The 19,037-nt window shown below is 34.8% G+C and carries 15 protein-coding genes and 1 riboswitch; all 15 genes read left to right on the top strand.

Annotated features, from left to right (window positions below; translation table 11 throughout):
* Window positions 1-212 precede the first annotated feature (212 nt).
* Window positions 213-4,565 carry a CusA/CzcA family heavy metal efflux RND transporter gene (locus tag ABD940_RS11920; RefSeq protein WP_345204031.1) on the top strand — a complete coding sequence of 1,451 codons (4,353 nt, stop codon included), beginning with the start codon at window positions 213-215 and terminating at the stop codon, window positions 4,563-4,565.
* Window position 4,566: 1 nt separating this feature from the next.
* Window positions 4,567-5,820, top strand: coding sequence for an efflux RND transporter periplasmic adaptor subunit (locus ABD940_RS11925; protein ID WP_345204034.1), 1,254 nt, complete (start codon window positions 4,567-4,569; stop codon window positions 5,818-5,820).
* A gap of 12 nt (window positions 5,821-5,832) precedes the next feature.
* The gene (locus tag ABD940_RS11930; protein ID WP_345204036.1) at window positions 5,833-6,252 is read left to right on the top strand and encodes a Fur family transcriptional regulator; all 420 of its coding nucleotides are present in this window, start codon (window positions 5,833-5,835) and stop codon (window positions 6,250-6,252) included.
* Between the two features lie 348 nt (window positions 6,253-6,600).
* A complete protein-coding gene (locus ABD940_RS11935) occupies window positions 6,601-8,250 on the top strand; it encodes a heavy metal translocating P-type ATPase (RefSeq protein WP_425550368.1) in 1,650 nt (549 codons plus the stop codon).
* A gap of 309 nt (window positions 8,251-8,559) precedes the next feature.
* A complete protein-coding gene (locus ABD940_RS11940) occupies window positions 8,560-8,922 on the top strand; it encodes a hypothetical protein (RefSeq protein ID WP_345204040.1) in 363 nt (120 codons plus the stop codon).
* Window positions 8,923-9,136: 214 nt separating this feature from the next.
* Entirely contained in the window at window positions 9,137-9,412 is a 276-nt protein-coding gene (locus tag ABD940_RS11945; protein ID WP_345204043.1) for a YHS domain-containing protein, read from the top strand.
* On the top strand, window positions 9,399-10,079 hold the full coding sequence (locus ABD940_RS11950; RefSeq protein ID WP_345204045.1) for an SCO family protein: 681 nt from the start codon (window positions 9,399-9,401) through the stop codon (window positions 10,077-10,079). Before ABD940_RS11945 ends, ABD940_RS11950 begins: the two co-directional genes overlap by 14 nt.
* Window positions 10,080-10,109: 30 nt before the next feature.
* On the top strand, window positions 10,110-10,784 hold the full coding sequence (locus ABD940_RS11955; RefSeq protein WP_345204047.1) for a superoxide dismutase: 675 nt from the start codon (window positions 10,110-10,112) through the stop codon (window positions 10,782-10,784).
* A gap of 4 nt (window positions 10,785-10,788) precedes the next feature.
* Window positions 10,789-11,157, top strand: a complete 369-nt coding sequence (locus tag ABD940_RS11960) for a hypothetical protein (protein WP_345204050.1) — start codon at window positions 10,789-10,791, stop codon at window positions 11,155-11,157.
* Between the two features lie 274 nt (window positions 11,158-11,431).
* Entirely contained in the window at window positions 11,432-12,259 is an 828-nt protein-coding gene (locus tag ABD940_RS11965) for an MbnP family protein (RefSeq protein ID WP_345204052.1), read from the top strand.
* Window positions 12,252-13,295, top strand: coding sequence for a cytochrome-c peroxidase (locus tag ABD940_RS11970; protein WP_345204055.1), 1,044 nt, complete (start codon window positions 12,252-12,254; stop codon window positions 13,293-13,295). Before ABD940_RS11965 ends, ABD940_RS11970 begins: the two co-directional genes overlap by 8 nt.
* 12 nt (window positions 13,296-13,307) lie before the next feature.
* Window positions 13,308-14,249 (top strand): transporter, encoded by a 942-nt coding sequence (locus ABD940_RS11975; protein ID WP_345204058.1) that lies wholly within the window; start codon window positions 13,308-13,310, stop codon window positions 14,247-14,249.
* 99 nt (window positions 14,250-14,348) lie between these two features.
* Window positions 14,349-14,534, top strand: a riboswitch (cobalamin riboswitch).
* A gap of 112 nt (window positions 14,535-14,646) precedes the next feature.
* Window positions 14,647-16,668, top strand: coding sequence for a TonB-dependent receptor plug domain-containing protein (locus ABD940_RS11980; RefSeq protein WP_345204061.1), 2,022 nt, complete (start codon window positions 14,647-14,649; stop codon window positions 16,666-16,668).
* The gene (locus tag ABD940_RS11985; RefSeq protein ID WP_345204064.1) at window positions 16,665-17,801 is read left to right on the top strand and encodes a YncE family protein; all 1,137 of its coding nucleotides are present in this window, start codon (window positions 16,665-16,667) and stop codon (window positions 17,799-17,801) included. The genes ABD940_RS11980 and ABD940_RS11985 overlap by 4 nt, the downstream gene beginning before the upstream one ends.
* 12 nt (window positions 17,802-17,813) lie before the next feature.
* On the top strand, window positions 17,814-19,010 hold the full coding sequence (locus tag ABD940_RS11990) for a cell surface protein (protein WP_345204066.1): 1,197 nt from the start codon (window positions 17,814-17,816) through the stop codon (window positions 19,008-19,010).
* The last annotated feature ends 27 nt before the right edge of the window (window positions 19,011-19,037 follow it).

Here is a 19,037-nt window from a genome sequence, read left to right on the forward strand (position 1 = left end):
TGCAATGTTGTTGCAAGGCTCTTCACGATATTTTTGCATCTGTCATTTTTGAATGATAGAATTTAAATATTTCAATAAAATTAATGATTGTCTGACTTTGCATCTTTGTTAAGTAGAACGCCTTTGTAAACTTAAAAACAGTTAGTTGTAAAAAAATTAACGCACTTTGCGTTAAAAATAAGAACAGGCAATCACAAATTAAATCTCAATTTGTGTTAGATAAAATCATAAAATTCAGTATCAAAAACAAGATCGTTATTGGCATAATGACCTTACTTTTGATTATTTGGGGTGTTTGGAGCGCTACCAAATTACCGATTGATGCCGTTCCTGATATTACAAATAATCAGGTTCAAATTATAACAGCTTGTCCGACGCTGGCGGGACAAGAAGTCGAACAATTAGTTACTTTTCCGATCGAACAAAGTATCGCCAATGTTCCCGATATCGAAGAAACCAGAAGTATTTCAAGATTCGGATTGTCAGTGATTACAGTTGTTTTTAAAGAAAATGTAGACATATATTTTGCCCGTCAGTTAATTAATGAAAAATTAAAAGAAGCTTCGGAAGAAATCCCAAAAGGAATCGGAACTCCTGAATTGGCGCCTGTAAGTACGGGTTTAGGCGAAGTGTATCAATATATTCTTCACCCCAAAAAAGGGAATGAGAAAAAATATGATCCTAAAGAACTTCGTACAATGCAGGATTGGATTGTACGAAGACAGCTCAACGGAACTCCCGGAGTTGCTGAAGTCAACAGTTTCGGAGGACAGTTGAAGCAATATGAAGTTGCCATCGATCCCAATCGTCTGAAAGCAATGGGAGTGAGCATTACGGATATTTTTACAGCTTTAGAAAAAAATAACCAAAATACGGGAGGAGCTTATATTGATAAAAAACCGAACGCTTATTTCATTCGTGGAATTGGTGTTGTAACTTCTTTAGATGACGTAAAAAACATTGCCGTAAAAAATGAAACAGGAAGTGTTCCGATTTTTGTAAAAGATGTCGCAGAAGTGCGTTTGGGAAGTGCAGTTCGTTATGGAGCAATGACTTACAACGGAAAAGTAGATGCTGTTGGTGGAGTTGTCATGATGCTGAAAGGTGCAAACAGCAATGAAGTGGTTAATAATATCAAAGCAAAAATTCCAACGATTCAAAAGTCGCTTCCGGATGATATTATCATAGAACCGTTTCTCGACAGAACCGATTTGGTAGACCGAGCGATGAAAACCGTAGAAAAAAACTTAATTGAAGGCGCTTTAATCGTCATTTTTGTTTTGGTTGTTTTTCTTGGAAATCTTCGTGCAGGATTAATTGTAGCTTCCGCAATTCCGCTTTCACTGTTATTTGCGTTGGGAATGATGAATGTTTTCGGAGTTAGCGCCAATTTAATGAGTCTTGGAGCGATCGATTTTGGATTAATTGTCGACGGAGCCGTTATTATTGTTGAAGCCACGCTTCATCATTTAGGGTTAAGAAAGTCTACTCGAATGCTTACTCAAACAGAAATGGATGAAGAAGTTTTCCTTTCTGCTTCAAAAATCAGAAGCAGCGCAGCTTTTGGAGAAATCATTATCCTTATCGTTTACATTCCGATTCTTACATTGGTCGGAGTTGAAGGAAAAATGTTTACCCCGATGGCAAAAACGGTTGGTTTCGCGATTTTGGGAGCATTAATTCTATCATTGACTTATATTCCGATGATGAGCGCTTTGTTTTTATCTAAAAAAATATCCCACAAAGAAACTTTTTCAGATAAAATGATGAATAAACTTCAAAGCATTTATCAACCTTTATTACGGAAAGCGATTAAAATTAAATATATCATTGTTTCAGCGACGGTAGTTGTTTTTATCATGACGATTTTCATTTTTAAAAGTATGGGTGGCGAATTTATTCCTCAGTTGCAGGAAGGAGATTATGCATTTCACTGTATTTTGCCACAAGGAAGTTCATTAAGTCAGAGTATTGAAACATCGATGCAGGCTTCAAGAATTATTAAAAGTTTTGATGAGGTAAAAATGGTTGTCGGAAAAACAGGTTCAGCAGAAGTCCCGACCGATCCGATGCCGCCCGAAGCTTCAGATTTAATTGTTGTCTTAAAACCTCAGAATGAATGGAAAACAAAAAAATCTTACGAAGAACTCGCAGATGAAATTACAGAAAAATTGGAAGTAATTCCGGGAGTGTTTTTTGAAAAAAATCAGCCGATCCAGATGCGTTTTAATGAATTAATGACGGGAATTCGTCAAGATGTTGCCGTGAAAATTTTTGGTGAAAATTTAGATTCATTATCCATTTATGCAGATAAAGTAGGGAAAATAATTCAGTCTGTTGATGGGGCAACTTCTCCACAAATCGAACGTATAAGTGGACTTCCGCAAATCAATGTGGAATATGATAGAATACGTATGGCAAATTACGGTTTGAATATCGAAGATGTAAATAATGCTGTAAGTACAGCTTTTGCAGGGAAAAGTGCAGGTCAGGTTTTTGAAAACGAACGGCGTTTTGATCTCGTTGTCCGTCTCGACAGTCTTCACAGAACGAATATTGATGATGTTAATAATTTAATGATTTCTACTAATTCGGGAGCGCAGATTCCGCTTTCACAGGTGGCAAATATTAGTTATAAATTGGGTCCTGCGCAAATAAGTCGTGACGAAGGAAAACGCAGAATTGTTATCGGGTTTAATGTGAAAAATCGTGATGTAGAAAGCGTAGTAAAAGATATTCAGATAAAATTGGAGAAGGTGAAATTACCATCCGGTTATTATTTTACTTACGGAGGTCAGTTTGAAAATTTGCAGGCTGCAAGCAAACGTTTGATGATTGCTGTTCCTGTTTCTTTATTGTTGATTTTTATGTTGTTGTATTTTACTTTTCATTCGTTTAAACAGGCAGTATTAATTTTTACAGCCATTCCAATGAGTGCAATCGGAGGTATTTTTGCTTTGCTTTTTCGGGATATGCCTTTCAGTATCAGTGCGGGAATTGGTTTTATCGCTCTTTTCGGAGTTGCCGTTCAGAACGGAATTGTTTTGATCGGGACTTTCAATCAATTGGAAAAAGAAGGAGAAAAAGATCTTTTGAAGAGAGTCTTTGAAGGAACAAAAATCAGATTCAGACCGGTTTTAATGACAGCAACAGTCGCATCTTTAGGATTTCTACCGATGGCAATTTCTACGGGAGCAGGAGTGCAGAAACCTTTGGCAACAGTCGTTATCGGAGGTTTAATCACTGCAACTTTCCTTACTTTATTCGTTTTGCCGATGTTGTACATTATTTTTAATTCAAAAATTTCAGGGAAAGATTTTAAAGTAAAACCTGTAACGACAGTTTTAGTGTTGGGATTTTTATTTTTCGGATCAACTTTTAGAGCTCAAACACAACAGCTTTCTATTGAAAATGCAATGGAAATGGCGGTCAACAATAATTTAAGTTTGCAATCAAAAGAGATAAGCATACAATCTGCAGAAGCTTTGAAAGGGACAGCAAATGAACTTCCAAAACTGAATTTTGATGCGCAGTTGGGACAATACAACAGTCCGAAATTCGATCAGTCGTTTTCGATTTCACAAAGCATTCCTTTTCCGACATTATTTAAGGCAAGAAAAGAATTGATTAATGAAAATATTAAAAGCAGACAAATTGATAAAGAAATTAGTGCAAATGAACTGATGAAGCAGGTTCGCACATATTATTATCAAATTGAATATTTGCAGTACAATCAATTAAAATTAAAAAGCCTCGACAGTTTATATCAGGATTTTATAAGAATTGCAACGGTAAGATTTAAAGCTGGAGATATTAAAAAGATTGAAATTAATACGGCAGAAACGCAGAAAGGTGAAATAGATTTACTATTAAAGCAAAATGAAGTGTATTTAATGAATGCTTATAAAAATTTAAAAACACTTTTAAATACTTCCGAAAATTTTGAAATTCCATTAAATATAAAGTATGAGCCTTTAAAAGCAGAAAACGTTTTAGACAGTATAGCAATTGCCAACAATCCTACGGTGAAATCTTTTTACCAGGAAATGGAAATCGCAGAAAAGAATAAAAATGTTGAAAAATCTCAGGGACTTCCGGAGTTTAGTTTGGGTTACACCAATCAATCGTTGATCGGATTTCACACAAGAAACGGACAGGAACAGTTTTATAATGCAGGAAACCGATTCAATTCTGTAACGGTTGGAGTTGCCATTCCATTAACTTTTGGAGCCACGAAAGCAAGAATCCAATCTTTAGAATATCAAAAGCAAGTCGCAGAAACGAATGCCAAACAACAGAAAAAACAACTTTCGGTACAATTGGAAAATGTATTTAATCAATATGAACAGGATGTTCAGCGGTATGATTATTATGTAAATCAGGCAATTCCTAATGCCGAAAAAATTGTAAAAGCAGCACAATTAGGCTATAAAACAGGAGAGATTTCTTATATGGAATATCTTTTTGCATTGCAGACTGCGACCAATATTCAATTAAAATATTTAGAATCTATTCAGCAGGTTAATGAATCTGTAATCACTATCAATTCAATCATTAATAAATAATATGAGACTGAAATACAATATTATATATCTTTTATTCATTGCAATTTTTGCTTTAAGTTGTAATAAAAAAGAGACTTCCTCAGAAAATTCGGAAGAAAAAACGGAACAACCGGAAGAAAATCATGAAGAAGCTCCGCAAACAATTGCTTCACTAACGGAACATCAGATAAAAGCAGTCGGAATTACGTTGGGAACTATTGAAATGAAGGAACTGAATTCCACCATTAAAACCAACGGACTATTAAGAGTTCCGAACAATAATAAAGCGACCATCACTTCTCTTTACGGTGGAATTATTAAAACTTTAAATGTTCAGGTGGGAAGTGTTGTGAAAAAAGGACAGGTCATTGCGACGATTGCCAATCCGGAATTTATCCAATTACAAGAGGATTATTTAACAACAAACAGCAGAATCACTTATGCAGAACAGGAATACAGAAGGCAAAGAGAACTTTTTGACAACGATGCGGGTGCAAAGAAAAATCTGCAAAGTTCGGATGCAGAATTGAAAGCTTTAAGAACGAAAAAGGCATCACTTTTGAGACAGCTTCAAATGATGGGAATCAGTCCTGGAAAAATAAATAACGGAAATATGAGATCAGGTTTGGTGATTACAGCGCCGATCAGCGGAACGATTAGCAGTATTTCTTCACAGATTGGAAGTTATGTAGATGTTTCTTCGCCTGTTGCGGAAATTATTGATAACAATTCGATTCACCTTGATTTACAGGTTTTTGAAAAAGATTTGCCTAAAATGAGAGTGGGACAGATTGTTCATTTTAAACTAACGAATAATCCTGAAACTGAATATGATGCAGCGATTTACAGCATCGGTTCTTCGTTTGAAAACGACAGCAAAACGATTTCCGTTCACGCCAATGTTACAGGAAATAAAACCGGGTTGATCGACGGAATGAATATCACAGGAATCGTAAGTCTCAATAAAACAACAACTCCCGCAATTCCCAACGAAGCCATTGTAGAAGCCGACGGAAAGTTTTATGTCTTTGTAAAAACAGATAAAAAACCTGAAATACATAATGAAGAAAGTCATGAAAAAGAAGCCAAAAATCCTACCGAAACGAAATCAAAAACCATTAACTTTGAGAAAGTAGAGGTCGTAAAAGGTTCGTCAGATATGGGTTACACAGCGATAACTTCTGTGAAAGAAATTTCGTCTGATGCAGAAATTGCCACAAAAGGAGCATTTTTTATTAATGCAAAACTTACGAATTCAGGGGGACATGAACATTAATTCAGAAATATCATGAAAAAAGATATCGAAAATAAATTAATAGATAAAAATACCAAACCTACAAGCATGAGGATTTTGGTGTATGATTTTTTGAGTTCTCAGGAAACGGCTTTATCATTATCTGAAATCGAAAATCATTTTGAAAATGCAGATCGAACGACTATTTATCGAACCTTAAAAACCTTCGAAGAAAAAGGAATTGTTCACGGTATTCAGGAGAATGCAACGACAAAATATAAACTTTGTCACGACGGCTGCGATGAAAGTACTCACAAAGACTGGCATCTTCATTTTTATTGTAAAATCTGCAAACAGACAACGTGTAAAGAAGATATTTCCTTTCCTGAAAATATGAAAATAAATTTCAGGATTGATGAAATAAGACTTTTTGCCAAAGGAATCTGCGAAAATTGTCTTGAAAGTTTGCAATAGTATTGCATTCACTTAAAACCTAATTTTGATTAAAATTATTCAGTTATGGAAGAATGCTGCAGTACAAAACCAAAAAAAGAGCACAATCACAGTCATGAAGGTCACGACCACGACCATTCTCATGATACGGGAGATAAATCGATTTTTCAGATGTTTCTTCCTGCGATCGGGTCTTTTGTTTTATTGTTGATAGGTATCGTTTTAGATCATTATATAAAACCTGATTGGTTTATTGGTTGGATTCATTTAGTATGGTATTTAATTGCCTACATTCCAGTTGGATTACCCGTTTTAAAAGAAGCTTATGAAAGTATTGCAAAAGGCGATGTTTTTTCTGAATTTTTCCTAATGGGAATCGCTACAGTCGGAGCTTTTGCCATCGGAGAATATCCGGAAGGTGTTGCCGTGATGCTTTTCTATTCTGTCGGCGAAGTTTTTCAGGCAATGGCGGTGACGAGAGCAAAAAGCAACATCAAATCTTTACTCGATCAACGTCCCGATGAGGTAACCATTTTAAAAGAAGGTAAACCTCAAACAGTGAAAGCCGAAAAAGTAAATATTGGAGAAATTATTCAGTTAAAATCAGGAGAAAAACTGGGATTGGACGGAGAGTTATTGTCTGAAACCGCATCATTTAATACTTCTGCATTAACGGGAGAAAGTAAACCGGATACCAAAACAAAAGGCGAAACGGTTTTAGCGGGAATGATTAATTTGAATACAGTCAGTCGGGTAAAAGTAACGACAGCTTACAAAGACAGTAAGTTGAGCAAGATTTTGGAAATGGTTCAGAATGCAACCGCTCAAAAAGCGCCGACAGAATTATTCATCAGGAAATTTGCGAAAATTTACACACCGATTGTGGTTTTCCTATCGATTGGAATTACATTTTTACCGTACTTTTTTGTTGAAGATTATATGTTCAGAGATTGGTTATACAGAGCGTTGGTCTTTTTGGTGATTTCCTGTCCTTGTGCGTTGGTAATTTCAATTCCATTAGGATATTTCGGAGGAATCGGAGCAGGAAGCCGAAACGGAATTTTATTCAAAGGAAGTAATTTCTTAGATGTTCTGGCGAATGTTCAAAATGTAGTGATGGATAAAACGGGAACCATGACGGAAGGGGTTTTCAAAGTTCAGGAAGTAGATTTCAACAATGAATTTAATAAAGATGAAATTTTAAAATTCGTCAATGCTTTAGAAAGTAAAAGTTCGCATCCCGTTGCAACCGCGATTCATGAATATGTTGGAGAAATTGATCACTCCATTGAACTGGAAAATGTAGAAGAAATTGCGGGACATGGTTTAAAAACAATTATCAACGGAAAAGAATTGTTAGTCGGAAATTTCAAATTGATGGATAAATTCAGAATCAATTACGACATCAAACTTGAAAATATTATCTATACTTTAATTGCTGTTGCTTACGATAAAAAGTTTGTAGGATATCTTACGATTGCAGATTCAATTAAAGAAGATGCACAATTAACGATCAATAAATTAAAATCACTAAACGTAAAAACCACGATGTTAAGTGGCGATAAAACATCTGTAGTAAAATATGTTGCCGATCAATTGGGAATTCAAAATGCTTATGGAGATTTGCTTCCCGAAGATAAAGTAAATAAAGTCAAAGAATTGAAAGCGCAAAATCAAACCGTAGCTTTTGTAGGTGATGGAGTGAATGACGCTCCGGTTGTCGCTTTAAGCGATGTCGGAATCGCAATGGGCGGACTCGGAAGCGATGCTACGATTGAAACTGCCGATGTCGTAATCCAAGACGATATGCCGAGTAAAATTCCAATGGCAATCAATATCGGAAAACAAACGAAAAAGATCGTTTGGCAGAATATTATTCTTGCATTTTCTATAAAAGCTATTGTTCTCGCTCTTGGAGCAGGAGGTTTGGCAACAATGTGGGAAGCTGTTTTTGCTGATGTTGGAGTAGCTTTACTGGCAATTTTGAATGCAGTGAGAATTCAACGAATGAAGTTTTGATGAGGTTGGAAGATGGATGCTGGAAGTTTAGAATATAAAGTTTAAAAATTTAGATATAATATGAAACGATTTTCAACCATCAATAGAAACGGGCTTTAGCCCGTTTTTTAATGAAATTAATTCAATTAGGCTTTAGCCAAAACTTATTTTACCTCATGCAAATCTGTGTAATCTGTGGGGAAATAAAAAAAATTACGAGGCAAAAATCCTTCAACAATCAACCAAAGCCCATCAACTAAAACTGACTTTCATCATAAATCAATCATAAAAACAAAATTCAGTAGTATATTTGTACTACAGAATTGATAGTTGAAATTTTTCATTTCCATATTCGTTATTTTTACGATTGCATTACGTCCGGTTTTGCCATTGATTAATTATGCCGTTAATTATGATTACATCGTAAAAAACCTTTGCGAAAATAGAAACATTCCCCAATCAACCTGTAAAGGAAAATGCTACGTTGAAAAAGAACTGGCAAAAACAGAAAAGCAATCCAACAACAATCAAAATGTGAAAATTGCAGGATTGGACGTTTTTTTATCGAACGAAATCCTTTCTTTTTCAGTTAAAAATCAGTTTAATATTCCCATAGAAAATCCGAACTCGGATTATATCAATTTTCATACTTCAGAATATTTTTTCCGAATATTCCATCCTCCCCTAGCTTAATTCTTATTTAAACTAATTTTTTAGTTAAATTTAGTGTTGAAATAAATCAGCTATCATTTGCTGAGTGTAACGCCCTTGCAAGCATATAAACATGAAGCTTACGAAAAAACTTTGCGAACCTCGCGTTTAAAATAACAATAATTCAATATTAAGTTTAGTTTAAAAAATCAATCAATTTTCATTCAATACGAGTATTAATTTCAATTTAATTAAAATGAAATCAAAAATTATCATAACGGCATTATTGTCGGTTTCGTTAATGGCTTGTGCCCAGGAAACGCCTAAAGTAAAGCATAAAAAGACTGTTGTAGCATCAAAATCAAATACAAAAAAAGTGAAATTTGCCAACGTAGAAGATCCGATTTGTCACATGCCGACAGAAAGCGATATGAAAGATACAGCAGTCTATAAAAATAAAACGTACGGTTTTTGCAGTGCTTACTGTAGAGACGAGTTCAAAAAAGATCCTGAGAAATATGTCCAAAAATAAGAAGCCAAACAATACAAAGAGTAAAGTAATTATTCCGATTGCAATTATTGCTTTATTGTTTTTAGGTATCGGTGTCGGAATGGGATATTTTAAAAAGAATCTTTACACTGTAATGAAAGTTCCTGATTTTCAGTTGACCGATCAGAATAATAAGAAAATCACCAATAAAGATATGCTTGGAAAAGTATATTTGGTCGAGTTTTTCTTCAGCAGATGTCCGACAATCTGTCCTGTGATGAATACCAATATGAGAGCCATTGAGGATGAAATCAATAATCCTGATTTTGGAATCATTTCCATAAGCATTGATCCGGAAAATGATACTCCAGAATTATTGAAAGAACATGCAGAAAAAATTGGGGCGAAATCTCCAAACTGGCATTTTTTAACAGGAAATAGAGATTACATCGGAAAAGTTGCGGATCAGTTTAATATTTACGTCGGTGACAAAGAAGATGAAAGTGAAAGTCTTAATCACAGCGGAATGATCGCACTTGTTGACAAAGACGGAAATATCCGTTGCAGATACAACAAAGAGAATATGCCGATTTTATATTATTCAGGGTTGAATTATGAAGACAAAGAAGGAAAAACTCCGAAACTGACTGGAAAATATCATCCAGACAGAGAAATATTAATTGAAGATATTAAGAAATTACTACAATAATATTGTTTAACCACTAAAAAACAAAACGTTATGAAGATTATGAAAATTGCTGCTTTGAGTGCAGTATTTGCGGCGCAGTTTGCGTTCGGACAGTTTAAGCAGACAGCTTTACCCTACGCTTACAATGCATTGGAAGGTAATATTGATGCGCAGACAATGGAAATTCACTACACGAAACATGCAGCGGCGTATGTAGCCAACCTGAATAAAGCCATTGCAGGAACACCACAGGAAAAACAAACCTTGTTTCAGATAATGTCGAATGTTTCAAAACTAAGTCCGGCTATCAGAAATAATGCAGGAGGTCATTATAATCACGAATTGTTCTGGACAGTTTTAACACCTGAAAAAAATACACAGCCATCTGCAAAATTAGCAAAAGCTATCAACGAAACTTTCGGAGGCATGGAGGCTTTTAAAGAAAAAATGGCAAAAGCCGGAGCAGATCGTTTCGGTTCGGGATGGGCTTGGTTGTCTGTGGATAAAAACGGAAAATTATTCGTTTCATCGACTCCGAATCAGGATAATCCTTTGATGGATGTTGTAGAAGAAAAAGGAACGCCTATTTTTGGAATTGATGTTTGGGAACATGCTTATTACCTGAAATATCAGAACAAAAGAGCAGATTATCTTACGGCGATCTGGAACGTAACCAACTGGAAAGAAATCAGCAGAAGATACGAAGAAGCGACAAGCAAAAAATAATTTCATGAACCTAATTTGCAGCATATTTCTCACTTTATTTGTGGTATTCAGACCTCTGGTGCCATTGGTGGAGTATGCTGTAAATTATGATTATATTTCCGAAGTTTTGTGTGTTAACAAAAGCAATCCCGAGCTTCACTGTAACGGAAAATGTTACGTAAGTAAGCAAATTGCAAAAACAAACGACACCGATTCTTCACCTTTAAATAAAACAAAAAATTCAGGACAGAAATTACTAGATATTTACATTCTTCCTGACATTACAAAAATTAGAAATACAGAGAAAGTTTCTCTTTTTGATTTCAAGTTCACTTATAAAACAGACTATTTTTTTCTGTTTTTAAAACATATTTTCAGACCACCGGTTTTTTAAGTTAATTTTTTCAAATCTTGTTTTGACTGTAAAAGGCACAAGTTTTTTTAGATATCTAACTTTTGATATTTAATGTGTAGATAGTTTGTCATTCCGTAGGAATCTAGGCAAAGTATTTCATATTATATTTTCTATAACATTGTCTAGATTCCTACGGAATGACAAACATAGTGGAATTTTTGTGGAAATTCTTGTGTGTTTTGCAGTTAAAAAATTGAATATTCACGATTCAATCACTATCTCTATTTAAAAATTTCAACTAAAAAAATCAACAATGAAAATTTATAAATTTTTATCATTATTCTTTATTGCCTTTACTTTTTTCACTTTCATATCTTGTCGAAATAACGATGACGACGATTCATCACCAGAAACAAAAGGAAATCTTCAAATAAAATTCGAAAATGGGTTTAATAATCTTGGAGATATTGTCCTTAATCAAACCACTCAAACTTCATCTCAAGGTCAAAAACATCAGTTTTCCAATATCAAATATGTCATCAGTAACATCAGGTTAATTGATGAAAACGGAAATGAATTCAAATACAACGAAAATAATCCCGATAAAGGTGCTTTCATCATCGATCAAGCCGACGCAGTCGCAGGAATTGTTTATGTAAATCTCAATGAAATTCCCAAAAATAATTATAAAAAAATAAAATTCGGATTAGGAATCAGTCAAAACGCTTATTTGTTAGGACAGGACGGACAAGCGGAATTCTGGAATAAAGCTAAGCAAAAAGGTATGACTTGGTCTTGGGCGGCAGGTTACGTTTTCGTAAAACTTGAAGGGAAATACGGAGCAAATTCTCCCGACACGGAATTTATGAATCATACCGGAAATATGGGGAATGTCGTGGCAAACGGAACTCCCGACCTTTACCGGGAAATTACGTTGAATCTTCCGACAACAGCGAGAGTAACGAGTCAAATTACACCTTCTATTCATATTCTGGCAGATTTTAATCAATATTTGAGTGGTGATACGCCATTAGTTTTAAATTCTGCGAATGATATGATGATGGGATCAAGCCAACATTTAATTGATGTAACGAATAACTTAACGAAAATGTTTAAAGTAGACCACGTTCACAATGATTAAAATATTTAAAATAGGTCTAGTCATTTTCTCTTTGCTAAGTTTTATATCATGTTCCGATGAGGTAATGGAACCTTTGGAAAAAGATGAGGTTTACAATCTTTCCTTTCCGTCATACTTTCCAGAAATGACTTTCGATACTTCTGGAAATCCTGTTACGAAAAACGGAGTAGAGTTGGGGAGAAAATTATTCTATGAAGGAAGGCTTTCACGAAATAATACAATCTCCTGCGGTTTCTGTCATATTCAGGAAAATGCTTTTACCCATCATGGTCATACTGTGAGTCACGGTGTTGATAACAGAATCGGGATCAGAAATGCCCCGCCAATTCAAAATATGGCTTTTCTAAAACGATATATGTGGGACGGAGTGATTCATAATTTAAACGAACAGCCGATTATTCCTATAACCAATGAAAATGAAATGGACAGTTCAATGCCGGAAGTGATTTCTAAATTAAGTTCTGATTCGAAATATAAAAAATTATTCAAATTGGCTTATGGAGATGAAAATATTACGGGCGAAAGAATTTTGAAGGCTTTGTCACAATTTATGGCAACGATGATTTCGGCAGATTCTAAATATGATAGAATGAAGCAAGGAAAAGAATATTTTTCATCAGAAGAGGTAAAGGGGATGAATTTATTTCAGCAGAAGTGTTCTTCCTGTCACAGCGGAGAATTGTTTACCGACGAAAGTTTCAGAAATACGGGAATGTATTACAATACTCAATTTAAAGATGCAGGAAGATATCGCGTAACCCTTGACCAAAACGATTGGATGAAATTTCGTGTGCCAAGTTTGCGGAATATAGAATATACAGCTCCTTACATGCATGACGGGAGATTTTACACATTGGATGCGGTTCTTAATTTCTATTCAGATAATGTAGAAGATAATTCAAACCTTGATCCTCAATTAAGACAAAACGGACATATTGGAATTGTGATGAATGCTCAGGAAAAACAATTCATTATCGCTTTTTTGAAAACGTTGTCTGATAAGAATTTTATCTCTAATCTGAAGTTTGCAGAATAATTTTAACTAAATATGAAGAAAATATTTTTAATCATAAGTTTGATTTTATTAAATTTAAATCAGGCTAAAACCATCACTGATAGTCTTTATATTCCAACCGATTTTCATGCGATAATTTTTGACGATTGCGATGCTTGTGGTTGTGCTGCCGGAAATGGTTCTTCAGGTTTTGAATCTTTATTGAATCCTCAGTTTATCGGAATTAAATATTTTGCTCAACATTATAAAGCGAAAGAAAATTTGTTCGTAAAAGATTTAACGCAGGATCAATATTTTAATACGATTCAGATTTGGGGTAAAATTCCTTTGACTAAGAAACTGAGTGTCTATGCAAGTTTGCCGTTTCATTTTCATGAGAAGAAAACAATGCAGGGAGATATTAAAATCAATGGAATTGGAGATTTAAACTTAATGGGAATTTATCAATTGTTAAATTCAAAAGATAATATTCATCAGCTAAACGGCGGAGTCGGAGTAAAAGCTCCGTTGGGAAAATTTGATGAAAAAGGAATTTCCGGAGTTAATCCAAGTTTTCAGCTAGGAACGGGAAGTTGGGATTATCAGATGGTTTTGAATTATAAATTTCAGAAAAATAAAATCGCCGTTTTATTAAATACAGATTACACCATTAAAACCGAAAACAAAAAATATTACCGTTTCGGAAATCAATGGAATTATGCAGCCACAGGATTTTATCAAATTTTATCAAATGATAGAATAATTTTCTCTGGAAAAGCAGGTCTTCAAGGAGAAGTTTACGATAGAAATAAGCAATTTGATGAGGTTTTACCCAACACAGCCGGAAGTGCTTTGTACGGAAAACTGGGTTTTGAAGCATCTTACAAGAAATTCAGTTTGGGAAGTGAAGTGATGCTTCCTGCCTATTCCAATTTGGCGGGAGGTGATATTGAAGCGAAATCGCGTTTCAGTGTTTTCCTGAATTTTGGAATTTAACATAACATAATCGTTTCGTTAAATTTTTATAGGAATGATTTAAGATATTTATTTGAAAATCATAGAATTAAATTCAATTTTGATTCTATGATTTATTTTCTATCTTTGCCGAAATCTGGTGAGCCATAAAAAGCGCTTAAAAGGGAATCCGGTGAAAATCCGGAACAGACCCGCTGCTGTAAGCTCCACTAAACAAGTTTTTGAAGATTATATCCACTGTTTTTTAATGGGAAGGATTTCAAAAATGGAGTAAGTCAGAAGACCTGCCAGAAGATTTAACGTTTGACGCTTTCGTGGAATAAAGCTTTAGGACATCATTGATTTTGTGCAGTTTACAGCTGCGCTTAGTCGCTGTATTCTTATATCCATTAGCGTCATCATTATTCTAAATGAGCTAATGGTGACAAAATTTTTTACATCTCAACTTCAGAAGGTTGTTTTCACAGTTTTTGTGTTAACGGCTACTTCTATATTTTCACAATCCAGAAAAGACACGATTAAGGAACAAACAATTGTTACCGTAAACGTCAAAAAGAAAAATTTTAAAGAAATCCTTCCCGCTCAGGTTTTATCGGGCGAAGAACTGGAAAGACTCAACAGTCAGTCGGTTGCTGATGCATTGAGGTATTTTTCCGGAATTCAGATCAAAGATTACGGAGGAATTGGAGGTCTGAAAACAATCAATATCCGAAGTATGGGAAGTCAGCACGTCGGTGTTTTTTATGACGGAATCCAGATCGGGAATGCCCAGAATGGAGTAGTGGATCTTGGAAGATATTCATTGGATGATTTGGAAGAAATTTCTCTCTACAACGGACAGAAAAGCGAAATTTTTCAGCCTGCAAAAGACTTTGGCTCATCGGGTTCTATTTATTTACAGCCGAAGGTGCCGAGTTTTAAAGGAAATCGTAAAACAAATTTAGTTGTAAGATTTAAAAACAGTTCTATTGATCTGTTTGATCCTTCTTTTCGTTTGGAACAGAAAATTTCAAAAAATATTTCGGCAAGTTTTAGTTCAGAATTTATTCAGAGTGATGGTATTTACAAATACCGTTACAAGAAAAAATATCCGGACGGAGAGATTGCTTACGATACAATTGCCAAAAGAATGGATTCTGATATTCGGGCAAAACGTTTTGAAACAAGTTTAAACGGAACGCTTAATAACGGAAGTTGGAATATAAGAGGTTACGGTTATATGTCAAATCGTGGAATTCCTGCGGCAATTGTCAACAACCGTTTTGATGGAAGAGGTGAAAGGCAGACCGATGAAAATTTTTTCGTTCAGGGAAGTTTCAAGAAAAAAATATTTCCAAAACTGGAAACTCAGATTAAGACCAAATTCGCGTACGATTACACGCATTATATTGATACAGTTTCGTCCATAAAAATTCAGAATCAGTATATTCAACGGGAACTGTACGTGTCTAGCTCAAATTTATATTCTATTACTGCTGATTGGGATGTCAGTGCGAGTGTAGATTTTCAATATAACAATCTGGACGCGGATTTGGTTAATTTTTCTTACCCAACACGTTACACAACTTTGGCTGCTTTTGCAACCACTTATCAATGGAAGCGTCTGAAATTTCTGGGAAGCGTTTTAGGAACTTTTGTTTCGGAAGATGTGGAAAAAAATACAAAATCACCGGACAAAACGGAATGGACACCTTCAGCTTTTCTGAGTTATCAACCTTTTGCGGGAAAAGATTTTACGGTAAGAGCTTTCTATAAAAGAATTTTTAGGATGCCGACTTTTAATGACCTGTATTATACAATGATCGGAAATACTTCCTTAAAGCCAGAATTTACCAATCAGTATAATCTTGGTTTTAGTTATTCCAAAGGTTTTTCAAACTCAGTTTTACAAAGAATTTCGGCTAAAGTTGATGGTTATTTTAATAAAGTTGAAAATAAAATTATCGCCGCTCCGAACGGAAGTATGTTTAGATGGACCATGCTGAATCTTGGGGAAGTTGAAATTCTCGGAACAGATATCAATCTTCAGGCTGATCTGCTTTTTGGGAATGTTAAAATCCGTCCGTTGGTAAGTTATACTTTTCAGAGAGCAAGAGATTTTTCCGACAGGGAAGAATCGTATTTCGGACATCAGATTCCTTACACGCCTTGGCACAGCGGATCTTTTTCTTTGATGTCTGATTATAAAGACTGGAGCTTCAACTACAGTTTTATCTATGTTGGGGAACGTTACGACGTTAATCAAAACAATATCCAATACAATTACATTCAGCCTTGGTATACACACGATTTATCAATTCAGAGAAAAATAAAATGGAAAGAACATCAGTTCAAAGCCAGTTTTGAGGTCAATAATATTTTCAATCAATATTATGATGTTGTGCTGAATTATCCGATGCCTGGAAGAACTTTTAAACTCATTGTAAGCTTTACATTATGAAAAAACTAAACTTTTATCTTCTGATTTGTGTACTGTTTTCATTGATTTCGTGTAGAACGGATGAATACATTACCCGCGAAGAAACTGAAACGGGACTTGCACAGCCTGAAAATACGCCGATCAAAGGGTTTTATGTTTTGAATGAAGGAAATATGGGAAGTAACAAAGCAACTCTCGATTTCTTTGATTATACGACAGGAACATATCACCGAAATATTTATGCTCAGATCAATCCGAATGTGGTGAAAGAGCTTGGAGACGTTGGAAATGACATTCAGATCTATGGAAATAAATTGTATGCTGTCATCAATGTGTCCAATAAAATTGAAGTTTTGGATGCAAAAACAGCTAAAAGAATTAAAACCATTAATCTTGAAAACTGCCGTTATATCACATTTAAAAATGGAAAAGCTTATGCTTCGAGTTATGCAGGTCCGGTTGCTTTAGATCCAAACGCGCCGTTGGGAAAAGTAGTTGAGATTGATACGACTTCTTTAACGATTCAAAGAACGGCGGTTGTCGGTTATCAGCCTGAAGAAATGGAAATTGTGGGAAATCAGTTATTCGTTGCCAATTCTGGAGGTTATAAATTTCCAAATTATGATAAAACTGTTTCTGTTGTTGATTTAAATTCTTTCACTGAAACTAAAAAAATAGATGTTGCCATCAATCTTCACAGAATTAAAAAAGATAATTACGGTGATTTGTATGTAAGCTCAAGAGGTGATTATTACACAGTTCCTTCAAGTTTATTTTTGGTTGATGCCACAACAGGATTGGTAAAAAAAGACTTTCATATTTCAGTAAGTGAGATGACCATCGTGAATGACAAGCTGTATTATTATGGAAACGAATTCAATTACAATACTCATGCTTACACAAAATCTTTCGGAATTATTGATGTAAAAACCGAACAGATTAGTTCCAATAAAATCATCGATCAGGAATACGTTGATGCCATCAAAACGCCTTACGGAATTGCGATAAATCCTATTACAGAAGATATTTATATGACTGACGCAAGAAATTATGTTTCGACCGGATATGTCTATTGCTTCGATAAAAATGGACATTTCAAATGGAAAACGGAAGGCGGAAATATTCCGGCACACTTCACTTTTTTATATAAATAAATTGAATTAAAAATGAAAAAAAATACAATTAATATTTTAAAAACGGCTTTACTTTCAACAGTTTTGATTGGTTCAATCGGCTGTAAAAGTGATAACGAAGATGAAGATCTCAACTTTAATGGTCTTGAAGAATCTTATACGATCGATCGTTTCAAAGTGTTGAATATCGATACGAAAATGGGAGGGAATTTTACATGGAGCATCAATGACTCTATTATTTCTCAGGATTCTCAGTTGGATTTTATTAGTCCGGTGGTGAAAACATATCCTTTAACTTTAAAAATAGAATCCGGCGGAACGACGAAAACATATAATTCAAAAATTATCGTAAAGCAGGAAACTGGAACTTACAGTAAATATATTTCGAATGTTTTTGATTTTAGACCTGCAGTTGGACAATTCATTAATGAAATTCCTGAGTACGAAAACGGAGATACTTTTACTAAAATGCTTCAGAAAGCTAAAGAATCTTTAGTCGGAGGAAATTCTACAATGCTGACTTTAGGCGGTTTTGGAGGATATGTTGTTTTCGGTTTCGATCACACAATTCCTAATATGAATGGGAGAGATTTTAAAATTCTTGGAAATGCTTTTTGGGGAAATGATGCAAGTCAGCCACGTTCAGGATCTTGCGAACCTGGAATTATCATGGTTGCCTACGACCGAAATAAAAACGGAAAACCCGACGACAACGAATGGTACGAAATCGCAGGAAGTGAATATTTTAAAAATACAACCGTAAAAGATTATAACATAACATATTTCAAACCCAATGAAAATAAGCCTCCCGTTCCGGGAAGTGAATTTTGGCAGACTGATACAGAATATATAAAATGGCAGGATAATCTCGGGAATTTAGGATTTAAAACAAGAAATACCTTCCATGCACAAAGCTACTATCCAATGTGGCTGAGCGATACTTCTTACAGCTTTACCGGAACAAAACTGATGAACAATTATTATGATCAGAGCGGAACGGGATCTTATTGGGTCGGCAAATCGTATGATTTCGGATATGCAGATAATGCTCCTAATAATGATGAAGCATCCAATATTGATATTTCGTGGGCAGTCGACAGAAACGGAAAATATGTGAAACTTCCGGGAATTGATTTTGTGAAAGTTTATACAGGAACCAATCAGGAAGCGGGTTGGTTGGGTGAAGTTTCTACGGAAGTTGCAGGAGCTTATGATTTATATCTTAATTAAAATTCAATAATAAATAGTTAATAATTA

It is taken from the genome of Chryseobacterium ginsengisoli, assembly GCF_039542325.1.
In the GTDB taxonomy this organism is placed as follows: domain Bacteria; phylum Bacteroidota; class Bacteroidia; order Flavobacteriales; family Weeksellaceae; genus Chryseobacterium; species Chryseobacterium ginsengisoli.

What these genes read in the sequence shown, in the direction of transcription:
- ABD940_RS11925 (WP_345204034.1), top strand. Translation starts at nt 4,567, where the DNA reads ATGAGACTGAAATACAATATTATATATCTTTTATTCATTGCAATTTTT.
- ABD940_RS11930 (WP_345204036.1), top strand. Translation starts at nt 5,833, where the DNA reads ATGAAAAAAGATATCGAAAATAAATTAATAGATAAAAATACCAAACCT.
- ABD940_RS11935 (WP_425550368.1), top strand. Translation starts at nt 6,601, where the DNA reads ATGGGAATCGCTACAGTCGGAGCTTTTGCCATCGGAGAATATCCGGAA.
- ABD940_RS11945 (WP_345204043.1), top strand. Translation starts at nt 9,137, where the DNA reads ATGAAATCAAAAATTATCATAACGGCATTATTGTCGGTTTCGTTAATG.
- ABD940_RS11950 (WP_345204045.1), top strand. Translation starts at nt 9,399, where the DNA reads ATGTCCAAAAATAAGAAGCCAAACAATACAAAGAGTAAAGTAATTATT.
- ABD940_RS11955 (WP_345204047.1), top strand. Translation starts at nt 10,110, where the DNA reads ATGAAGATTATGAAAATTGCTGCTTTGAGTGCAGTATTTGCGGCGCAG.
- ABD940_RS11960 (WP_345204050.1), top strand. Translation starts at nt 10,789, where the DNA reads ATGAACCTAATTTGCAGCATATTTCTCACTTTATTTGTGGTATTCAGA.
- ABD940_RS11965 (WP_345204052.1), top strand. Translation starts at nt 11,432, where the DNA reads ATGAAAATTTATAAATTTTTATCATTATTCTTTATTGCCTTTACTTTT.
- ABD940_RS11970 (WP_345204055.1), top strand. Translation starts at nt 12,252, where the DNA reads ATGATTAAAATATTTAAAATAGGTCTAGTCATTTTCTCTTTGCTAAGT.
- ABD940_RS11975 (WP_345204058.1), top strand. Translation starts at nt 13,308, where the DNA reads ATGAAGAAAATATTTTTAATCATAAGTTTGATTTTATTAAATTTAAAT.
- ABD940_RS11980 (WP_345204061.1), top strand. Translation starts at nt 14,647, where the DNA reads ATGGTGACAAAATTTTTTACATCTCAACTTCAGAAGGTTGTTTTCACA.
- ABD940_RS11985 (WP_345204064.1), top strand. Translation starts at nt 16,665, where the DNA reads ATGAAAAAACTAAACTTTTATCTTCTGATTTGTGTACTGTTTTCATTG.
- ABD940_RS11990 (WP_345204066.1), top strand. Translation starts at nt 17,814, where the DNA reads ATGAAAAAAAATACAATTAATATTTTAAAAACGGCTTTACTTTCAACA.